General features: G+C 50.9%; 12 protein-coding genes. 7 read left to right on the plus strand and 5 right to left on the minus strand.

From position 1 onward, the window contains the following. The first annotated feature begins 51 nt into the window (after positions 1-51). The gene (locus IPG80_RS11375) at positions 52-861 is read left to right on the plus strand and encodes a 4Fe-4S binding protein (RefSeq protein ID WP_345106649.1); all 810 of its coding nucleotides are present in this window, start codon (positions 52-54) and stop codon (positions 859-861) included. A 34-nt stretch (positions 862-895) separates the two neighbouring features. Here the strand turns inward: IPG80_RS11375 and IPG80_RS11380 are convergent, their stop codons facing one another. Continuing rightward, the gene (locus tag IPG80_RS11380; protein ID WP_345106651.1) at positions 896-1,888 is read right to left on the minus strand and encodes an inorganic phosphate transporter; all 993 of its coding nucleotides are present in this window, start codon (positions 1,886-1,888) and stop codon (positions 896-898) included. 98 nt (positions 1,889-1,986) lie between these two features. Here IPG80_RS11380 and IPG80_RS11385 point away from each other — a divergent pair, with 98 nt between their 5' ends. Both IPG80_RS11385 and IPG80_RS11390 read left to right on the plus strand, forming a co-directional pair. Continuing rightward, positions 1,987-2,292, plus strand: a complete 306-nt coding sequence (locus IPG80_RS11385) for a tetratricopeptide repeat protein (protein ID WP_345106739.1) — start codon at positions 1,987-1,989, stop codon at positions 2,290-2,292. A 318-nt stretch (positions 2,293-2,610) separates the two neighbouring features. After that, positions 2,611-3,642: a tyrosine-type recombinase/integrase gene (locus tag IPG80_RS11390; protein WP_345106653.1), complete on the plus strand. Its 1,032-nt coding sequence runs from the start codon at positions 2,611-2,613 to the stop codon at positions 3,640-3,642. Between the two features lie 50 nt (positions 3,643-3,692). On the opposite strand, the gene IPG80_RS11395 is transcribed toward IPG80_RS11390, so the two are convergent. Next, the gene (locus IPG80_RS11395; protein WP_345106655.1) at positions 3,693-4,367 is read right to left on the minus strand and encodes an aminotransferase class IV; all 675 of its coding nucleotides are present in this window, start codon (positions 4,365-4,367) and stop codon (positions 3,693-3,695) included. Positions 4,368-4,451: 84 nt separating this feature from the next. Here IPG80_RS11395 and IPG80_RS11400 point away from each other — a divergent pair, with 84 nt between their 5' ends. The 4 genes from IPG80_RS11400 to IPG80_RS11415 all read left to right on the plus strand — a co-directional run bounded on the left by IPG80_RS11400 (position 4,452) and on the right by IPG80_RS11415 (position 12,603). Next, positions 4,452-6,890 (plus strand): hypothetical protein, encoded by a 2,439-nt coding sequence (locus IPG80_RS11400; protein WP_345106658.1) that lies wholly within the window; start codon positions 4,452-4,454, stop codon positions 6,888-6,890. Further along, entirely contained in the window at positions 6,887-8,566 is a 1,680-nt protein-coding gene (locus IPG80_RS11405; protein WP_345106661.1) for a serine/threonine-protein kinase, read from the plus strand. Before IPG80_RS11400 ends, IPG80_RS11405 begins: the two co-directional genes overlap by 4 nt. A gap of 259 nt (positions 8,567-8,825) precedes the next feature. After that, the gene (locus IPG80_RS11410; protein WP_345106664.1) at positions 8,826-10,664 is read left to right on the plus strand and encodes an ABC transporter ATP-binding protein; all 1,839 of its coding nucleotides are present in this window, start codon (positions 8,826-8,828) and stop codon (positions 10,662-10,664) included. Between the two features lie 61 nt (positions 10,665-10,725). Then, entirely contained in the window at positions 10,726-12,603 is a 1,878-nt protein-coding gene (locus IPG80_RS11415) for an ABC transporter ATP-binding protein (RefSeq protein ID WP_345106667.1), read from the plus strand. A gap of 37 nt (positions 12,604-12,640) precedes the next feature. Here the strand turns inward: IPG80_RS11415 and IPG80_RS11420 are convergent, their stop codons facing one another. The 3 genes from IPG80_RS11420 to IPG80_RS11430 all read right to left on the minus strand — a co-directional run bounded on the left by IPG80_RS11420 (position 12,641) and on the right by IPG80_RS11430 (position 18,099). Continuing rightward, positions 12,641-14,596 (minus strand): amino acid permease, encoded by a 1,956-nt coding sequence (locus tag IPG80_RS11420; RefSeq protein ID WP_345106670.1) that lies wholly within the window; start codon positions 14,594-14,596, stop codon positions 12,641-12,643. A 138-nt stretch (positions 14,597-14,734) separates the two neighbouring features. Further along, positions 14,735-15,442, minus strand: coding sequence for a response regulator transcription factor (locus tag IPG80_RS11425; protein WP_345106673.1), 708 nt, complete (start codon positions 15,440-15,442; stop codon positions 14,735-14,737). After that, complete coding sequence (locus IPG80_RS11430) at positions 15,439-18,099, minus strand: sensor histidine kinase KdpD (protein ID WP_345106676.1); 2,661 nt, start codon at positions 18,097-18,099, stop codon at positions 15,439-15,441. The genes IPG80_RS11425 and IPG80_RS11430 overlap by 4 nt, the downstream gene beginning before the upstream one ends. Positions 18,100-18,103 lie beyond the last annotated feature (4 nt).

Here is an 18,103-nt window from a genome sequence, read left to right on the forward strand (position 1 = left end):
TTGGATGGTTTTCTTTGCATGGCTATACTTTTTGAAAATAAGGAGGCTGTCATGTGTGAATTTTGCACTCAACACGGGGAAGGGGAGAAGTGGTACCTGACGATGGAGAATTATTCAAAAGACCTGCTGGATCAGAACCAGCGGCGCGAATATGCCGCAGACTTTCTGAACGGATTTCATGTCCGTGTGCCAAAAAGCGTCAAACAGCTGGATAAGGTCCGCCGCACACCATTAATGAAACTCGCCAAGCCGGCGCTGACCCGCATGCAGAAAGCAGATCATTATGGGCAGGTGGTGCCCATGGAGGATGTGGAAAAAATATTTGAAACCATGGTGCAGGGTGCAGTGCGTCTCCCTTGTGTGTGCCGTAGAGTGACCACGGGGAATATGAACGCCCGATATTGTTACGGGTTGACCATGGATAAACAGTTGATGGAGTCACTTGACGACTCATTCAGCCTTGAAACGCTTAGCAAGGAAGAGGCGCTCGAGTCCATTCGTAAACTGGATAAAGAGGGACTGGTCCATTCCGTGTGGACATTCAAGACGCCGTTTATCGGCGGTCTGTGTAATTGCGATCAGGACTGCATGGCATATCGTATTACACATGCCCGTAAAGATTACCCTGTGATGTTTCGCGCAGAATGGGTTGCTGAAGTTTTGCCGGATTCCTGCAACGGCTGCCGCTTATGCATGCGGCAGTGTCAGTATGGAGCGATCCGTTATTCATCAAATAACAAGAAGGTCTCCATCGACCCAACAGCATGTTTTGGCTGCGGAGTCTGCCGGGCAAGCTGCCACAAAGATGCCATCCTCCTGCATCCTCGTGAAAATGTTCCTGCAGCAGCAGGATTGTACTAATCACATATAAGAAAAGCCCCGTTCGGGGCTTTTCTTATAATCCGATCAAATACCTTGTTGCCAGCCAGTACATGCCTGCAGAAATACAAGCCGTGGCGGGAATGGTTAGGATCCATGCGGCGATGATGTCCTTGGCCGTACCCCAGCGGACTTTGTTCGCCCGTTCTGCCGCTCCAACCCCCATGATGGCGGTATTGATCACCTGTGTGGCACTGACGGGTCCACCAACGATAGAGGCGCCAATGATCACCAATGCCGCAGTGATCTGGGTAGAAAAGCCGTCTATGGGGCGGATCTTGTAATAGGTGTTTCCCGGCTTACGGAGTAAAGCCCATCCGCCAATGGCGGTTCCACCGGAAAGTGCCAGCGCACAGGCAGCCACCACCCAAAGCGGCACAGCAAATGAGTTGATATATCCGCCAGTGACAAGTGCCAGAGTAATAACACCCATGGTCTTTTGACCGTCATTACTGCCATGGCTTAGCCCGAGTGCGATGGCGGTCAAAAGTTGACTTTTCTTGAAGAATTCGTTGATCCGCAACGGGGCGTCTATGCACAATGCGAAGATAAACCTGAGCAAAATAAAGCCAAGTACAAAACCGAGGATGGGGGAGGCGAATAATGAGATCAGGATCTTTAGCAACCCATCCGCCTGGATTGCTCCAGCGCCAGCCCGCGCCGATGCCGCGCCGATGATCCCGCCGATCAGAGCGTGGGAGGAGCTGCTCGGAATTCCCAATTTCCAGGTGAATAAATTCCATATTACGGCACTGCATAACGCTATCAAAATGACTTTCAGGCTGATACTCGCCGGGTCGGCGATGCCGCGTCCGATCGTGTTTGCAACTGCCACTCCAAAAATGAACGGACCTGATAGTTCCGCTAGAACAGTGATACCCAAAGCGATTTGGGGCGAATACGCCCGTGATGAGACAATGGTCGTTATCACGTTACGAGAGTCATGCATGCCGTTTAGGAAACCGAACAATAAAGTCAGGCAGATGATCAAAATGATGATATTGGGCATTTGCTTCCTTCTCCGAAGTCCGCAATTCTACACTACCAAACCTCGACACCCCCATATTTTTCACAATATTTACTTATTCTGATCACCGCATCCCGCAGATATTCAAGGCACAAGGCGATTACGCGACCGCGCTCGATTATCTCAAACAGTCCCTCACGATTCAACAGCAGATCGGCGATAGCGCCGGGTTATGTGTCACCTTGTTCAATATGGGGTTTGTGTATATTCAAAACGAACAGCAACAAGAGGCATATAGTACGTGGGTAAATTCTTATCTTATTGCTAAAAAGATCAACTACTATCAAGTCTTGGAAGCCTTGAAAAATCTTGCTCCGCAACTTGGTTTGTCGGAAGGGTTGGCGGGTTGGGAAGACCTTGCGAACAGAATGCAGAAGGCCGAATAGAGTAGGGTTGAAAGGCGGAAGGCAAAGGGCAGAAGTTGAGCCGTCACGTTATAAACGTGACCTACAGTGCATCCATCCGCGTGGGGGAGGGGGGAAGGGCAAGGCAGAATGCAGAATTAGGAATGATGAATTGTAGAGAGGCGCTTTTCGCCTTTCGTTTTTTATTCTGCATTTCGCACTCATCATTCCGCATTTACAGTCGGCGGGGGAGCGTGGGAGGTCTTGTAAACGGTGGATTTCAAAAATCCTTCTTATGTTTTCGATAAGTATTATTATCGCAATCATTGACAAGAACAAGGAATTTCGTATAATTAAGGCATGGCAGATACCTCTGAGAGTAAATCGCTTACCGTTGCAGATGTAATAGATCAATATTTACGAATGATCGAACGTGCGCGCAGCAAACGGACAATGCTTGCCTATAAAAATGCACTATCAGCGTTCAGTGAAGTATTGGCCAAAAAATCCATGGATCCAGCCGTCACCCCCATTGGAAATCTAACTGAAGATATTTTTGCAAAGTTCGTGGAGCATTTATCTGTCTATTCTACGGCTACGGAGCAGTTGTATTTGCAAGCCGTAAAAGGCTTCTACCTGTTTGTCGACTCGGAAAATTACGCGAACGTCAATCAGTCACGTCTGGTGGTGCTTATTCGTCAACGTGCACGTCGCCCTGGCGTGAAAATACTACAATTTCCCATTGTAGAAATCGAGAAGCTCATTGAGAAAGTGCAGGTTGTTGAAGAATTAATGCATAGTAATGCTGAAGAAGACGAATTGCTCAATGTTCAGCTACGCGCATATCGAGACCGGGCATTTCTGGTTACTTTGGCAGATACCGGTTTTCGGGTGCATGAAGCTTGTAATCTTAGGCGCGGCGATATTGACTGGAATGAAGGTCGTGCCGTGATCATTGGTAAAGGTAATAAACAAGCGGTTGTGCGCTTTTCTTCGCGTTCATTACAATACATCAAAGATTATCTGGCCCGTCGTTCCGTGATCGATGGGAATACAGGAAAACAACTCAGTTCCCTACCTGTATTCGCACGGCATGATAAAGGAGCCGGAAAAAAGATCAAATCCATGACTCCTACAACTGGGCGCAACATCGTTAAAGAGCGCGTAGAGCAATTTCTTGGCAACGAATTGGTTGGTGTCATCACCCCGCACTCTTTCAGACATTATTTTGTCACCTCTGCTTTACGAGGCACTGGAAATCTGCGGATCGTGCAGGAACTTGCGCGGCATAAGAACATTCAAGTCACGCAAAGATACACACACTTATCTGATGAAGAATTGGATAAAGCCTACTACGATGTCTTTGAAAACAAAAATAAGCTGAAAAAATAAAGCAACTGTCAATCTAGACAGTCGCTTTATTTTTTGCGCAAGCTCAAATGCTAAGAGCAAATATCCTCACTCTTATTGTGAACGTATGCCTGATACGCTAAAGATAGTTTTTTCGTCCACTCCCCTACCCCGCCCTCCCCCACATTCTTTTCATCAATGGAGATGATCGGAACCACACCGCGAGAACTGGACGTGATGAAGGCTTCATTAAATTTCTCGTCCACGCGCGGAGAGCGATAGTCTATGGACATCCCCTCCCCTCGTGCGAGTCTCAGAACGGCACGACGTGTCACTCCAAGCAGAATGCCCTTCTGGGCGGTTATAAGGTTTTTGCCTTTTATGACAGTAATGACATGTACGCCCTTCTCATAGATATCAGCGGGCGACGGCGTGAAAGCTTGAATGCCAAGATAAACATCCCCCGTATCCTTGGTCAATACGAGGCGGATTCGAACCTCATTTGGTGAATACTGGTGCACCGCCTCAACGATATGGCGGCGCAGTGTTATTTCATCCACAGAAGGCTGCAATCCCTGCTCTTTTGCAGGGAGAAATAATCGATTTAAGTGGGCTTGCAATCCGAGGACCTTTGTCCCGCCGTTTAGTGTGCTAAATGTGGTGTAAAAGCCGTCAGAAAGCTGAACCGTGATCTCGTCGAGGGTGGAGGCGTTGAAATCCAACGGCACAGCCAAGCTGCCAGTGAGGTGAAAGCCTTGTGTGTTCATGTGTCAATTATATATCCACCACCTAACAAATTTGCAAGATGTAATAGAGGGGCAGACCGGGAACGTGAAATATAATTTCATTTAATGAGCGCAGACACATCCAACATCACCCGGGCTTCGGAGTTGACCGCTGCCAGTCTGCGCAGTGTGGCAAAGACCATCTCTGCCCAGCAGCTTTCGCGGCTGACTCTGCCTGAGATCGAAGCGGTGGTGCAAATGGTTTCAAAGATCATGCCGGCGGGAAATGTACCCGGCATGATTCTAAGCGGGTTGGCGCGCCTGCCGGGACGGCGCATCCCTGTGCAAAAATTGCAGCAAGATGTGACTGCTCTCTTCAGCGGCGTGGAACAGATCCTCGATCAGGCTGTATATGGTGCTTTCTTTGCCGGACCTGCCGCGGTTTTATGGGGATATCAAAATTTATTGCGACTGGCAGGCAAAGACCCCGAATCGGCATTCCCTGAAGGCATGTGGCAATTCTATGTGGACTATGCCTTGCGGGAGGATACGGCGCGGCATGCCAATGAAACCCACGGATTCGATACATTACTGCAACAGCATCACATTCACTTGAATAAGACCGACCGGTTAACTGCCTGGTTTATGTCCGCAGTGACCTGCCTGCATCAATACCCTTCCCTGCTCGAGAATGAATGGCGTGAACGGGTTTCGATCGCACTATTGGAGCGGACTTTCCTGGAAGCCGGGCTTGAAACCCAGCGTGCCAAGCGAATTCTGCGGGAGTGGGAAACAAAACGTCCGTATCGGCGAGAAGCAGATGGTGCGCAGTATGACTACCCTGCATATCGCCGTAAAAAGTTCGAAGAATTTATGCGCGGAAAACTTCAAACTCTGCCTGAAGCGCTTAAAGCCCGCTGGGATAATTCCTTTCGCAGTGCCATGGGGCAAGGGTTGCATGCCTATCAACACCAAATGTCCATAGTTGCTTATCTTGAGCCGGGACCCTACGGTGAGATTCGTGTGCCATTTAATTTATCTGACGCGAAGATCGGTATCATCCATAATGATAGTTATTATCTCCTGCCGGTCTGTGATGAAGCAGGGAATCCGCTGGATGTGCTGACAGCCCGTGCGCAGATCGCGGCTCTACTGGCATCTCCATTTGCCACGCCTTCGCAGATATCTTCCCTTGCCCGCATCAAACGTTCAGCCATGGCGGGTTTGCGTTCAAAACTTAACCCGGTGCTGGTTAACGACCTGGATAACTTGAAATTCGCCCCCATCTTGATCTCTGTTGACCCTCATGCGCGAATGCTGCCGCTTTCAGAGCTGCGCCAAACCGAGCGCGGCGTCGGCTCACACGCACTGACCATCTTCGACACGGGCGAATCTTTTGTTTTTGATCAATCCCATATTTTCTTTGACGGCGCCTGGGGAACTGCGCTCTCGGAAGTGATGACCAATGAAGCCCTTTCATGGGGACGTTACTTGAGTATGCTGCCCGCCGCCGTCCCAACCGATATGCGGATCTATACTTCACTTACCCTACAGCTCTCCCCTGCCGATCTGGATCTCGTACAGCAAGCCCCGCACGTTGCGCCAGAGGCTGGGGCTGAAACCGATATCATAGACTTGAAAGCCTGCCTCTCCCTGCGTAAAGATTTCAAACAGCGCAATGATAGGATCGAGCTAACGGTCAATGATCTGCTGGTGCTGTACCGCGCCATACATGCGGCAACCTACACTCCATCACGCAAAGTGACAGATGAAATTCAGCGCCTCTCCGCTACCAAGCCTGAGGTTGCCGCTGCGCTTCGCCAGCTTGTGGAAGAGGGCAGCCGCACCAACCCTGCGATTCTCATCCCTATGGATGCCAGCCTCAAGACGCCGCGTGACCGCGTTTACCCGATGAATGTAGAAGTTCCGCTCGCCGACTTGAACCTGCTCGCCATGCATGCTCAAACCCTAAACATGCTGGATGCTTTTGAATCTGCTCAAAAGGGCGACCGCACAGTAATCTTCGCCAGTTTTAACCGCATGCAAAGGAACTATCTTTCTACCCTGGCTGGGTTTGGTGCCTATCTTGCACGCGCAAAAGAAATGGCAGCCCAGGGAGACAGTCCGGCTGCCGGGGCGATCAAACTGATGGCGCACCTGCCCCTCCCAATTCAGCGCCTTTTGGATAAAATACCTGAGCGCTTTGAAGTGCTCAATAACCTCATCAAAGGGCGTGAGGTGATCTCAAACGTGGGTGCGGTCGTACCTTCCAGCACACTCACACGCTTTATGACCGCCAAGGATGATAACAATCAGAAGCAACTTGCCTGGAGCATCATTACTGACGCGAATTCTGTATTGCACATTCATTTGCGCGATTTCCGTCCGCATGTGCAAACCCTCCTCAATATTGGTCGCAGGGATCTGGCGAACCTGATCACACAGGATTATCTTGCCTCCTATGCCGAAGGGTTCAATCGATTTATCCGTGACCTTTCTCGTATTACCACCGCGAGCCGCGAAACCATGACCAAGCCGCAGACCAAAGGAAAAACCAGATCATGAAAGATCCGTTGATCGGAATGCAGCTTGCCAACTTTACTGTCGAGCGTCTGCTTGGACAGGGCGGCATGGCTATGGTTTACTTCGGGCAGGATGTAAAACTGCACCGCCCTGTTGCGATTAAGGTGCTGGATAAACGCTATAAGAACCATCCTGCCTACGCCAGCCGCTTCGTCAACGAGGCGCGTATGATGGCGAAATGGCATCATGAGAACATTATTCAGATCTATTACGCCGATGATACTCAGGGCTTCCCGTATTACGTGATGGAGTATGTGGACGGGCAGGATCTGGGTGCGATCATGAGCCGGCATCATGAAGAAGGCGAAAAAATGCCCGTCGTAGACGCGTTACGAATTGGCAAAGCGGTTGCCAGCGCGTTGGATTACGCCCACCGTCATGGGGTGATTCACCGCGATGTTAAACCTGCCAACATCCTGCTCTCGAAAGATGGACGTGTTTTGTTGGGTGATTTCGGCATGGCACTCGAAGTCCGCGACGGCTCACAAGGAAACATTTTCGGGACGCCTCATTACATATCGCCAGAGCAAGCCAAACGTTCAGCAGATGCGGTTCCGCAGTCCGATATTTACTCCCTGGGTGTCATCCTGTACGAGATTCTCACCGGCTCCGTTCCATTTAATGATCCCTCCCCGGCGAGCCTCGCATTGCTGCATATCTCCCAAAAGCCGCCCGCACCCCGCACGCTCAACCCAGAGCTTGCACCTGCCGTTGAAGTCGTTTTATTGAAAGTCCTTGAAAAAGATGTGAGAGAGCGTTTTCAGTCTGCATCGAAATTCATGGAGGCTTTGGAAGATGCCTTCACTTCCACGGGTTCTGCCAAAAAAGCGTCATTGCCGCCGCTGCCAGTCGGTGTTCCAACTATTCAACGTAGTGAACGCGCGCTCGAACCGCTCTCTGAACACTATACATTGCCCAAAGCTGAAGTACAGACACCTATTAAGAAAATGCCGGCAACGGTCCGTGCAAGCAGCCCAACGCAAAAGAGAAATTACTGGCTCATGGCAGGCGCGTTGCTTTTACTTGGAATTGGAGCCTTTTTCTTCACCCGCAGCAGACTTAACTCCGCAACCCTTCCAACTGAATCCTCAGGTGCGGCGCTTCTTTCTACGCCGAGTCCTGCTTCTCCAACCGGAACAGACGCCCCCTCCCCTACTGCTTCACTGCCAACTGAGACTCTCGTTCCGCCCACATCAACTATCCAGCCATCTCCAACTATTTATATGACGCCAACGGTTCTTTATCCTGAAGGCAATCATTACACATTGTTCTATAACGATACGAGCTTTTTTATTCTCAATCGTTCATACAACCGACGCAGTGTGTCTGGGTTTAGCTTTCAACGTCTGGATGAAAACGGACAGCCTGACGAAGATTTCTTTAAGGGGCATCAATGGGTAACCACGAAGGTGGATTATATTCCGCGTAACTTTTGTGCCAACATCACCATTTATGGCGACCAGCAACCGCCCTACTTAAGCCCGGCAGATTGCTTTGGCGGTTTGGTCAAGACCGTCCAACCACGTTTCGATAGACCCGGTGAGATCCTGTTTTGGACGCCAAAGACCGGCTCGACCCAATTCCGCGTTAATTGGCTGGAAGAAGAAGTAGCTCGTTGTGATATTTTTGCCGGATTGTGTGAAGTTTTTGTTCCATGATTTTTTTCGACCTGCATAATACGGTCTTGACACAACTCATTGCGCGGGTGTAAACTCTCGGCGTAATAAAAATCCAAAGAAAGGAGCGCACTCTTGATGTCCAACACACTTTTCACCAACCCCATCGCAGATGGCAAATTGCCTTCTCTGAGTGCGCCTATAGACCGTCTCTAGGTCTTTTCAGTTCCCGTATCGTTTTGGGCTGTGGCGCATGCGCCGCAGCCTTTTTGTTTAATTGTTTTTGTTTGGAGAAACACTCATGAATACCCAATCGACCCCTCCCCAGTATTTTGATTTCCGCGATGCCCTGCATGAGAACCGTCTGCTTGGCTTGTGGCGCATGATGACGGATTTCCGTTTGTCTTACATGGCTGCAACCATTGCTCTCGCTCTTTCTGCCCTGGCAAAGACCTCTGTCTACCTGCTTTTGCGCTTTTTCGCCGATGATGTGCTTGAACAGGGAAAAATGCTTGGTTCCACCATGACGCAAACCTTTCTGTGGATCGGTCTTGGCTTCATTTTGCTGGCGTTGATCGAAGGCGGCGGCGCATTCCTTTCAGGACGGCTGGCTGCCTATACCGCTGAAGGCATTACGCGCCGTTTGCGCGACTTCCTCTTCGATCATATTCAACGCTTGAGCTTCGCATATCACAGCGCCACCCCCACCGGTGATTTGATCGAGAGAGTCACCTCAGATGTGGATGCCCTGCGCCGTTTCTACTCAGAACAAGCCATTGGTGTTGGCAGAATTGTGCTGCTATTCTTTATCAATTGGGCTGCAATTCTATATATCAACGTGAAACTGGGACTCATCTCAGTAGTTACCATTCCACTCATCTTTTGGGTATCTTTGTGGTTCTTCAAGAAAGTAACCAAAGCCTATGAAGACTATCAGGCGCAGGAAGCCATTCTTTCCACCACCTTGCAGGAAAATCTGACCGGTGTTCGCGTGGTGAAAGCTTTTGCAAGGCAGGATTACGAGAAGGAGAAGTTCGAGAAAGATAATTGGGTGAAGTATTTGAAGGGTAAATTGCTGCTCTTGATGCATTCACTCTTCTGGCCCCTCTCAGATATCGTGCTTGGCGGACAAATGCTCTTTGGTTTCATCTATGCCGCCTTTATGGCGATCAACAACGAGATTTCTATTGGCGATTTCGTTGCATATACCGGCTTATTGATCTGGCTGATCTTCCCCATTCGTAACCTGGGACGTACCATCGTGCAAACGTCAACTGGCATGGTCTCGTACCAGCGTTTAATGGAAATCACCAAACAGGCGCGGGAAGACCTCGATGGTGGCAAAGTCCAGTCGGTTGGTCCGGTACGAGGCGAGATCGAATTCAAAGATGTCTCGTTCATTTATTCAGATGGAACCCATCACGTCATCAAAGATGTTTCCTTCCACATCAAACCGGGGCAGTCTATCGCCTTGCTTGGTTCGACCGGTTCCGGCAAGACTTCACTGGTTAATTTGATGCCGCGCTTCCATGATTATACTGACGGTGTCATCCTTCTCGATGGGGTGGACTTGAAGGATTATCCACGCAAGTATCTGCGTGAGCAGATCGGCATTGTTCAGCAGGAACCGTTTCTGTTCAGCCGCTCGATCCGCGAGAATATTTTGTATGGCGTGGGTCGCAAAGTGACGCAGGAAGAGATCGAAGCCGCTGCGAAAGCCGCTGCTGTGCATGATGTCATTGTTACTTTCCCGGATGGCTACAACACCATCGTCGGTGAAAAGGGCGTGACACTTTCCGGCGGGCAGAAGCAGCGTGTTACCGTGGCGCGCACAATCCTGAAGAATCCGCGCATCCTGATCCTTGACGACTCCACCTCGGCAGTGGACACTGAAACTGAAGCTGCCATCCGTGAAGCGCTGGATAACCTGATGGAGAACCGCACCACTTTTATCATTGCGCATCGCATTCAGTCCGTGATGAAAGCAGACTTGATCCTGGTGCTTGATAAAGGTCAAGTTGTGCAGCATGGCAAGCACGAAGAACTTGTCAATCAGATTGGCGGTATGTATCGCAAGGTGTATGAGATCCAGACGCGAATTGACGAGGAATTGGAAGAAGAGATCGCAAGAGCGAATTGATTATGTAGGGGCGACTCGCGAGTAGGGGCGACTCGCGAGTCGCCCCTACGGAGAAACTAAAATGTCTGAAGAATTATACGAACTCGAAGAAGAAGAACATACATCCCAGTTCACTGCACCGGTGTTTTGGCGCATCATGGGCATTCTCAAGCCGCATTGGAAGTGGGTACTGGGTTTCCTGATTACCATCGGTTTGGTCTCAAGCCTGGATGCATATTTCACATACCTCAACAAACAGATCGTCGATCAAGGGATTCAATTTAGTGATACTGCCTATATCATCCATATTGCCTGGATCTATGGTGCATTCCTGCTGATGCAATCGGTGTTTGTGTTTACGTTCATTTACCTTGCCGGTGTACTGGGTGAACGGGTGCAATATGACTTGCGCAAATTGTTGTTCAACCATTTGCAGGACCTGTCGCTCTCGTATTATGCCCAAAATGCGGTAGGACGATTGATCGCCCGTGTCACATCGGATACTGGGCGCGTCTCAGAACTTGTGACCTGGGGAATTGTCGATAGTGTTTGGGCGTTGATGAACATCATTACTTCGTTGACCTTCATGGCGATCATCAACTGGCGGCTGGCATTGATCGTCTCTGCGATTATCCCGATCATGATCTTCGTGGCGATGAAATTCCAGGGATTGATCCTGGTAGAGTTCCGTCAGAGTCGGCGCGCCAACAGCAAGATCACTGGCGCGTATAACGAAAATATTCAAGGTGTGCGTGTGGTCAAAGCGTTGGGACGGGAAGATGCAAACCTGGTCGAGTTCCAGCAGCTGACCACAAACATGTACAAGGCATCCTACCGGGCAGCCTGGCTTTCGGCGCTCTTCCTCCCCACTGTGCAGATCGTTGCGGCGGTGGCATTGGGAGCCATTGTTTGGTACGGTGGTGTGCAGATCCAACTGGGCTTTATCACCATTGGCGGCATCCAGGCTTTCGTCTCGTACCTGACCTTCATGATGTGGCCGGTGCAGGACCTGGCGCGCGTCTACGCCGAGACCCAGCACAGTATCGCCTCAGCGGAAAGAATTTTCAAATTGGTAGATACCCAACCCGAGGTCCACAATAAAAGCGAGGCGGTCGAAGCGCAAACCCTGCTGGGCGAGATCGAATTCGACCACGTGGATTTCTTCTACGAAGACCGCAAGCCGGTGTTGACCGATTTCACGCTGAAGGTGCAACCAGGTGAGACCATCGCTCTGGTTGGACCGACCGGCGGCGGCAAAAGCACCATTGTGAATCTACTTTGCCGCTTTTACGAACCCGGCAAAGGCGAGATCCGCATCAATGGGCGTGACTATACCGAATACACCATGGAGTCGATCCATAAGCGCATCGGCATCGTGCTGCAAACACCGCACTTATTCTCTGGGACGGTGCGCGAGAACATCCGTTACGGCAAGCTGGAAGCAAGTGATGCGGATGTGGAAGAAGCCGCGAAGATCGCCGGGGCGCATGACTTTATCACTACCTTGGAAAAGGGGTATGACCAGAACGTAGGCGAAGGCGGCAACCTGCTCTCCGTCGGACAAAAGCAGTTGATCTCATTGGCGCGCGCCGTGCTTGCCAAGCCGGAGTTATTCATCATGGATGAAGCCACTTCCTCCGTAGATACGTTGACCGAGGCGTTGATCCAAAAAGGCATGGAAGCCTTGATGAAAGGTCGCACATCCTTCGTGATCGCACATCGTCTCAGTACGATTCGCCGTGCGAACCGGATCCTTGTGATCGAAGATGGTCGCATTGCGGAGCAGGGTACTCACGCCGAACTCTTGCGCGCGCGCGGGCATTACTATCGCCTGTACACCCAGCAGTTCCGCCATGAATTGGAAGTGCAATACGGGGTGGCAGATGACAGCACTAATGAGCGAGCGAACGTAACAGCAGACTCTATAGTTGTGAAGCGTGACGCCATAGCTGCAGATTAAACAAAAAGAGAGTGCTCAACCGAGCACTCTCTTTTTGTTAGTGAGTATGTTCTCTCAGTTGATAAGGGACATTAATGATAACCACCCCTTCCTGGCGTTTTAACTGACTGCGTAATAGGTCTGCAGTATTCGTATGAAGTGCCGAGCCAAGTAAATTATTCGAGATGAATTCCGGTACAACAATAGTCAGGGTCTCACCGGGCTGTCGGCGCTCGGAGATTTCTGTAATGTATTCCAGCAAGGGCTCAAGGAAGAGGCGGTAAGGTGAATTTAACATCACCATGCGAGTCCCTTCGCCCCATAATTCCCATTTCTTTTTGACCTTTTCCGCTTCGGCAGGCTCGATCGCGACATGTACGGCGGTCACATCATCTGAAAGCATGCGCGCATAGCGCAAAGCAGCTAATGAGCCTTGATGTACACCACTGATCGGTATGATGATACGGTGACGGGTCTGATGCGGCGGGATGGCGCCGAAATTATCAAGCGATAGATTGTTGGCGACGTTCTTGTAATGATGATGAATTGAGAAAAAGATCGTCACAAGAATGGGCGTCAGGATGAGTACAACCCAAGCCCCTTCCTTGAATTTCGTCACCGCAAATACAACCATCACGATGGCAGTACATACTGCCCCAAATCCGTTGATAACCATGCGGTATTGCCAGCCTTTTTCAAACTTGAGCACCGACCCCGGCTCGACGATCTCTTCGCCCGCCTGCAAGTGACCGATCTTCCACCAGCGGCGAGCCATGCCCGCTTGCGAAAGGGTAAAGGAAAGGAATACGCCAATGGCATATAGGGGTATAAGCCTTGTTACACTTGCCTGAAAAATGATGATGAGAAAAGAGGCGATTACTGCCAACGTCATGATGCCGCGTGAATAGACGAGGCGGCTGCCGCGATAGGTCAACTGGCGCGGGAGGAAACCATCCCCAGCGTGGAGCGCACCCAAGCGTGGAAAGTCTGCGAAGGCAGTGTTGGCAGCCATGATAAGGATGACGGTCGTACCGGAGATCAACATGTAATATAAAACGCCTCTGCCATCAAAGATGGTGCGTGCCAATTGCGAAATGACCGTCTCTTCTTCAGAGAATACAGCCTGCACTTTCCCGGTTAAAAAGGATAAACCCAGGAAGAGTGAACCAAGGATCAGGGACATCCAGATCAAGGTGATACCCGCGTTCTTGCTGCGCGGCTCTTTGAAAGCAGTGATGCCGTTCGAGATGGCTTCCACGCCTGTAAGAGCGGTGGTACCGTTGGCAAAGGCGTGCAGAAGAATGAACGGGGTAATAACCGAAATGACATGATGCGCTTCAAAATGCGGTGGATCAATGACCATGCCCAAAGAACCTGTAAAGAAGCGGAAGAGTCCGTAGCCAACGGTAAAGACCATCACAACTACGAAGAAGTAGGTTGGGATGGCAAATGCTGTGCCGGATTCTTTCACCCCACGCAGGTTGATCAACATGATCAGAAAAACAGCCGCAACAGCGATCCAAACACGGTACTCAAACAAATCTGGATATGCCGAAATGATCTGAGCAACACCAGATGATACCGATACCGAAACGGTCAGGATGTAATCGGTGAGCAAGGCAGCGCCAGCGGTTTGAGCGGGCAACTCACCGAGGTTATCGCGGGCAACGATATACGCTCCGCCTCCGCCGGGATAAGCATGGATGGTCTGTTCGTACGAAATAGTAACAATTGCCAGTAGGGTAATGATGGCAATTGAGATTGGAAACAGATAACCATAGGCAATTGTTCCAGCGGCGGCGATAACCCCTAAAATTTCCTGCGTGGCATATGCGGTGGACGATAAAGCATCAGACGCGAAAACAGCCAAGCCAACGGCTTTACCGATGGTCTGGTGCGGTGCATCGGCTGTGGAAAGCGGCCTGCCGATAAAAAAGGATCGAAACGTGCGTGGAGGCGTGTGATTTGTATCCCGCTCTATGATGGGGGATTTTGCACTATCGTTATTGATCATACTGAAAACATTCTCCTGGGATGTGAAGCGAAAATAGGACGCGCTTCAAACAGGAGGAGTCTATTCAGTTGTCAGTCAAATTAGGGTCAAGGAATTATCAAGGGAGGTCAAGAAAAGGTCAAGATTTTATCAATGCTGTCAGACCTTCCACGGCGCAGATATTTCATTAGGTTTTGGCCCCACCCCAGGCTCGGTATGAATGTAGGTCGGGCGCGACGGGTCTGGCTCGATCTTTCCCCGTAAATTGCTGATATTGACCCGGAGTATGTGCATGTCATCGTAACCATCGCCCCACACCTGCCGCAGCAATTGATGATGCGTGATGACCTTGCCGGCATGCGTCACCAGAATTTTCAGCAGGTCATATTCCGTCGGCGTGAGTTGAATTTCATTTTCGTTCACTTGCACGAGCCGACGGGCAAAATCCACGCTCAAGCCTTTGGATTCAAAGACCGGTTCATTCGCCGCCGACGATTGTTTGCGCAATGCGACTCTCATCCTCGCCAGAAGTTCGCCTGTGCCGAAGGGCTTGGTGAGGTAGTCATCTGCGCCTGCATCAAGAGCGGCGATCTTGTCCTGCTCCGATTCACGTACAGAGAGGATGATGATGGGAGTCTGACTCCACTCACGCAGGCGGCGAGTCACTTCGATACCGTCGATATCGGGCAAACCAAGATCCAGAATGATGATATCGGGGCGGTGACTGAGCACAGCTTGCAATGCTTCTTCCCCTGAGGCGGATTCATACACGGTAAAACCTTGTGCGCTTAATGCCGCACGTAAATAGCGCCGGATGGGCGCTTCATCGTCCACGACCAGAATGCGTTGATTGGTGGTTGTCGTCATACACTCAATGGTAATTCAACTTCCAAAATCGTGCCGCCCCCTTCACGATTTTTCGCGCGAACATCCCCGCCGTGCGCTTCGACGATGCCCTTGCTGATGGAGAGTCCCAGCCCGGTGCCGCTGACACTCTCGGGGCGTTGGACTCGGTAGAATTTGTCAAAGACGCGCGAAAGGTCATCGGAGGGAATCCCAACCCCACGGTCCAGAATTTGAAGGCGGGCTTTTGATTCATCCAATGAAGCGGTCACTTCGATCAATGAATCCTGCGGCGAATATTTGATGGCATTTTCCAAAAGATTGACGATGACTTGCGCCATGAGCGTGAAGTCCATGGGCACGAGCGGAAAATTGGCAGGGATATTCACTTTGATGGGATTATTCTCAGTGCGTTTGCCAAGCTGCTCGAGCGCTGTACCCACCAGGTCTTGAATATCACCAGGCTCCAAGCGCAGTTTGATCGTGCCGCTTTCGATGCGCGTCATATTGAGTAGATTGCCGACCAGCCGATTGAGTCGATCTGCTTCGCCGCGTGCATTTTCGATGAGTGCGCTTCGGGTGGGCTCATCGATCTCCATGTCTTTTTCATCGAGTGCTGAGAGCGCGCCTGTGATGGCAACCAAAGGTGTACGCAGGTCGTGAGAAATGGAATTGAGTAAAGTATTCTGTAATTTCTCTGCCGATTGCAATAAGGCGATCTGACGGTTTTGTTCTTCGAGTTGTGCGCGTTCGATGGCTTGCGCGCCTTGATTGGCAAAGGCTTCCATCAATCGGCGTTGCGCGGACGTGAGGTCTGAGTTGGAAGTGCTCGGCTTGCCAACGCCAAGCACGCCCACCACGCCTTTGGAAGTTTTGAGCGGCAGGTAGCGCAACTGCGCCGCAGGCAAGGTATTGGTGTGCCGCCCGGCTGGTTCGGCATGACGATAGACCCAATCGGCCACTGCGAGTTCTTCTTCGTTTAAATTCATCTCTTTGCTCAGCGCGCGCGTAACGAGATGATTGCTCTCAGGCAACAGGACCGCAATACTACGGCTAAAGGTCTGTTCCATGTGTTTTTGTAAGACAGACAAAATCGTTTCGATATCGGCAGCAGATGCAAGATCGCGGCTGAGGTCGTACAGTTCCGCCGTCTCCGCTTCACGCTGACGCGCCGCCTCTGCCTGTTCGCTCGCCCGAGCCGTCAACTGGCTGATGACCACTCCCACCAAAAACAATCCGATAAAAGTAATGATGTATTCCGTATCCGATACTGTGAAGGTAAAGAAGGGATGTACAAATAGAAAATCGAATGCCAGCACGCCGATGAAGGAAGCAAAGATGGCAGGTCCGCGCCCCAGATACACAGCCGCAAAAACGACCGCCAACAAATACACCATAACGAGATTGGTTGCTTCGATGCGCCCGCCGATCATCCCACCCACCCCGGTTGCCAATGTAACCAAAAACAGACTCCACGCATAACGGCTGACCGAGCTATGCAAACGCAGCGGGCTTTCTTCTGCAGGCGCAGAGGGTTTATCGGCGCTGGTGACGACATAGACATCAATATCCCCGCTTTGGTGGATGAGTTTATCCACCAGCGAACCGCGTAACATCTCCTGCCAGCGCGGGCGGAGCGGCTTGCCCGCCACGATCTTGGTGATGTTGTTCTTATGGGCAAACTCAATGATGGTCTCTGAAACCGCATCCATCGAATTGCTGGTGGACAGCGTGTAAGACCGTGCGCCCAAGTCTTCTGCCAACTGCAAAATATTCGCCACACGGTCACGCTTCTCGGGAGACATGGATGCAAACTGCGGCGTTTCCACATACAAAGCGATCCACTCGGCATTGAGTTCATCCGCAAGCCGCCTTGTCGTGCGGACGAGTCTCTCGCTCAACGGGCTGGGGCTGACGCAGACCAACAAACGTTCACCTGCCGCCCAAATGCCTTGAATGGCGCGGGTCTGCATATACGCGCGCATTTGGTCATCCACACGTTCGGCGGCGCGACGCAGAGACATTTCACGCAATGCGGTGAGATTTCCCTTGCGGAAAAATTTTTGAATCGCCCGCGCTGCCTGATCGGGAACGTAGACCTTCCCCTCCTGCAGACGTACCAGCAATTCATCTGGCGGCAGGTCGATCACTTCAATTTCAGAGGCTTCATCTATTACGCGGTCTGGTATCGTCTCGCGGACAATGACTCCGGTCACTTGCGCGACGATGTCGTTCAGACTCTCAAGATGTTGGATGTTCAAGGTGGTATAAACATCGATCCCCGCTGCAAGAATCTCCTGCACATCTTGATAGCGTTTGGCATGCCGTGAGCCTGGCGCATTCGTGTGCGCAAACTCATCGACCAACACCAACTGCGGTTTACGCTGGATGACCGCATCCACATCCATTTCAGGCAGGGTGACACCGCGATATTCCACTTGCTTGCGCGGTAGAACCTCCAACCCTTCTACTAATTCTTCAGTCTCGGCACGTTTGTGTGTTTCGATGTAGCCCACCACCACATCCACACCTTGTATCTTTCGTTGATGCGCGGCTTCGAGCATGGCATAGGTCTTGCCTACACCTGCCACATAACCAAGAAAGATCTTGAGCCGTCCGCGCTTGGTTTCTTCGGCTTGAATGTTTTTTAGTAATTCATCTGGGTCGGGGCGTTTGTCCATCAAA

The sequence above is a fragment of the Candidatus Villigracilis vicinus genome, assembly GCF_016702885.1.
Lineage (GTDB): Bacteria > Chloroflexota > Anaerolineae > Anaerolineales > Villigracilaceae > Villigracilis > Villigracilis vicinus.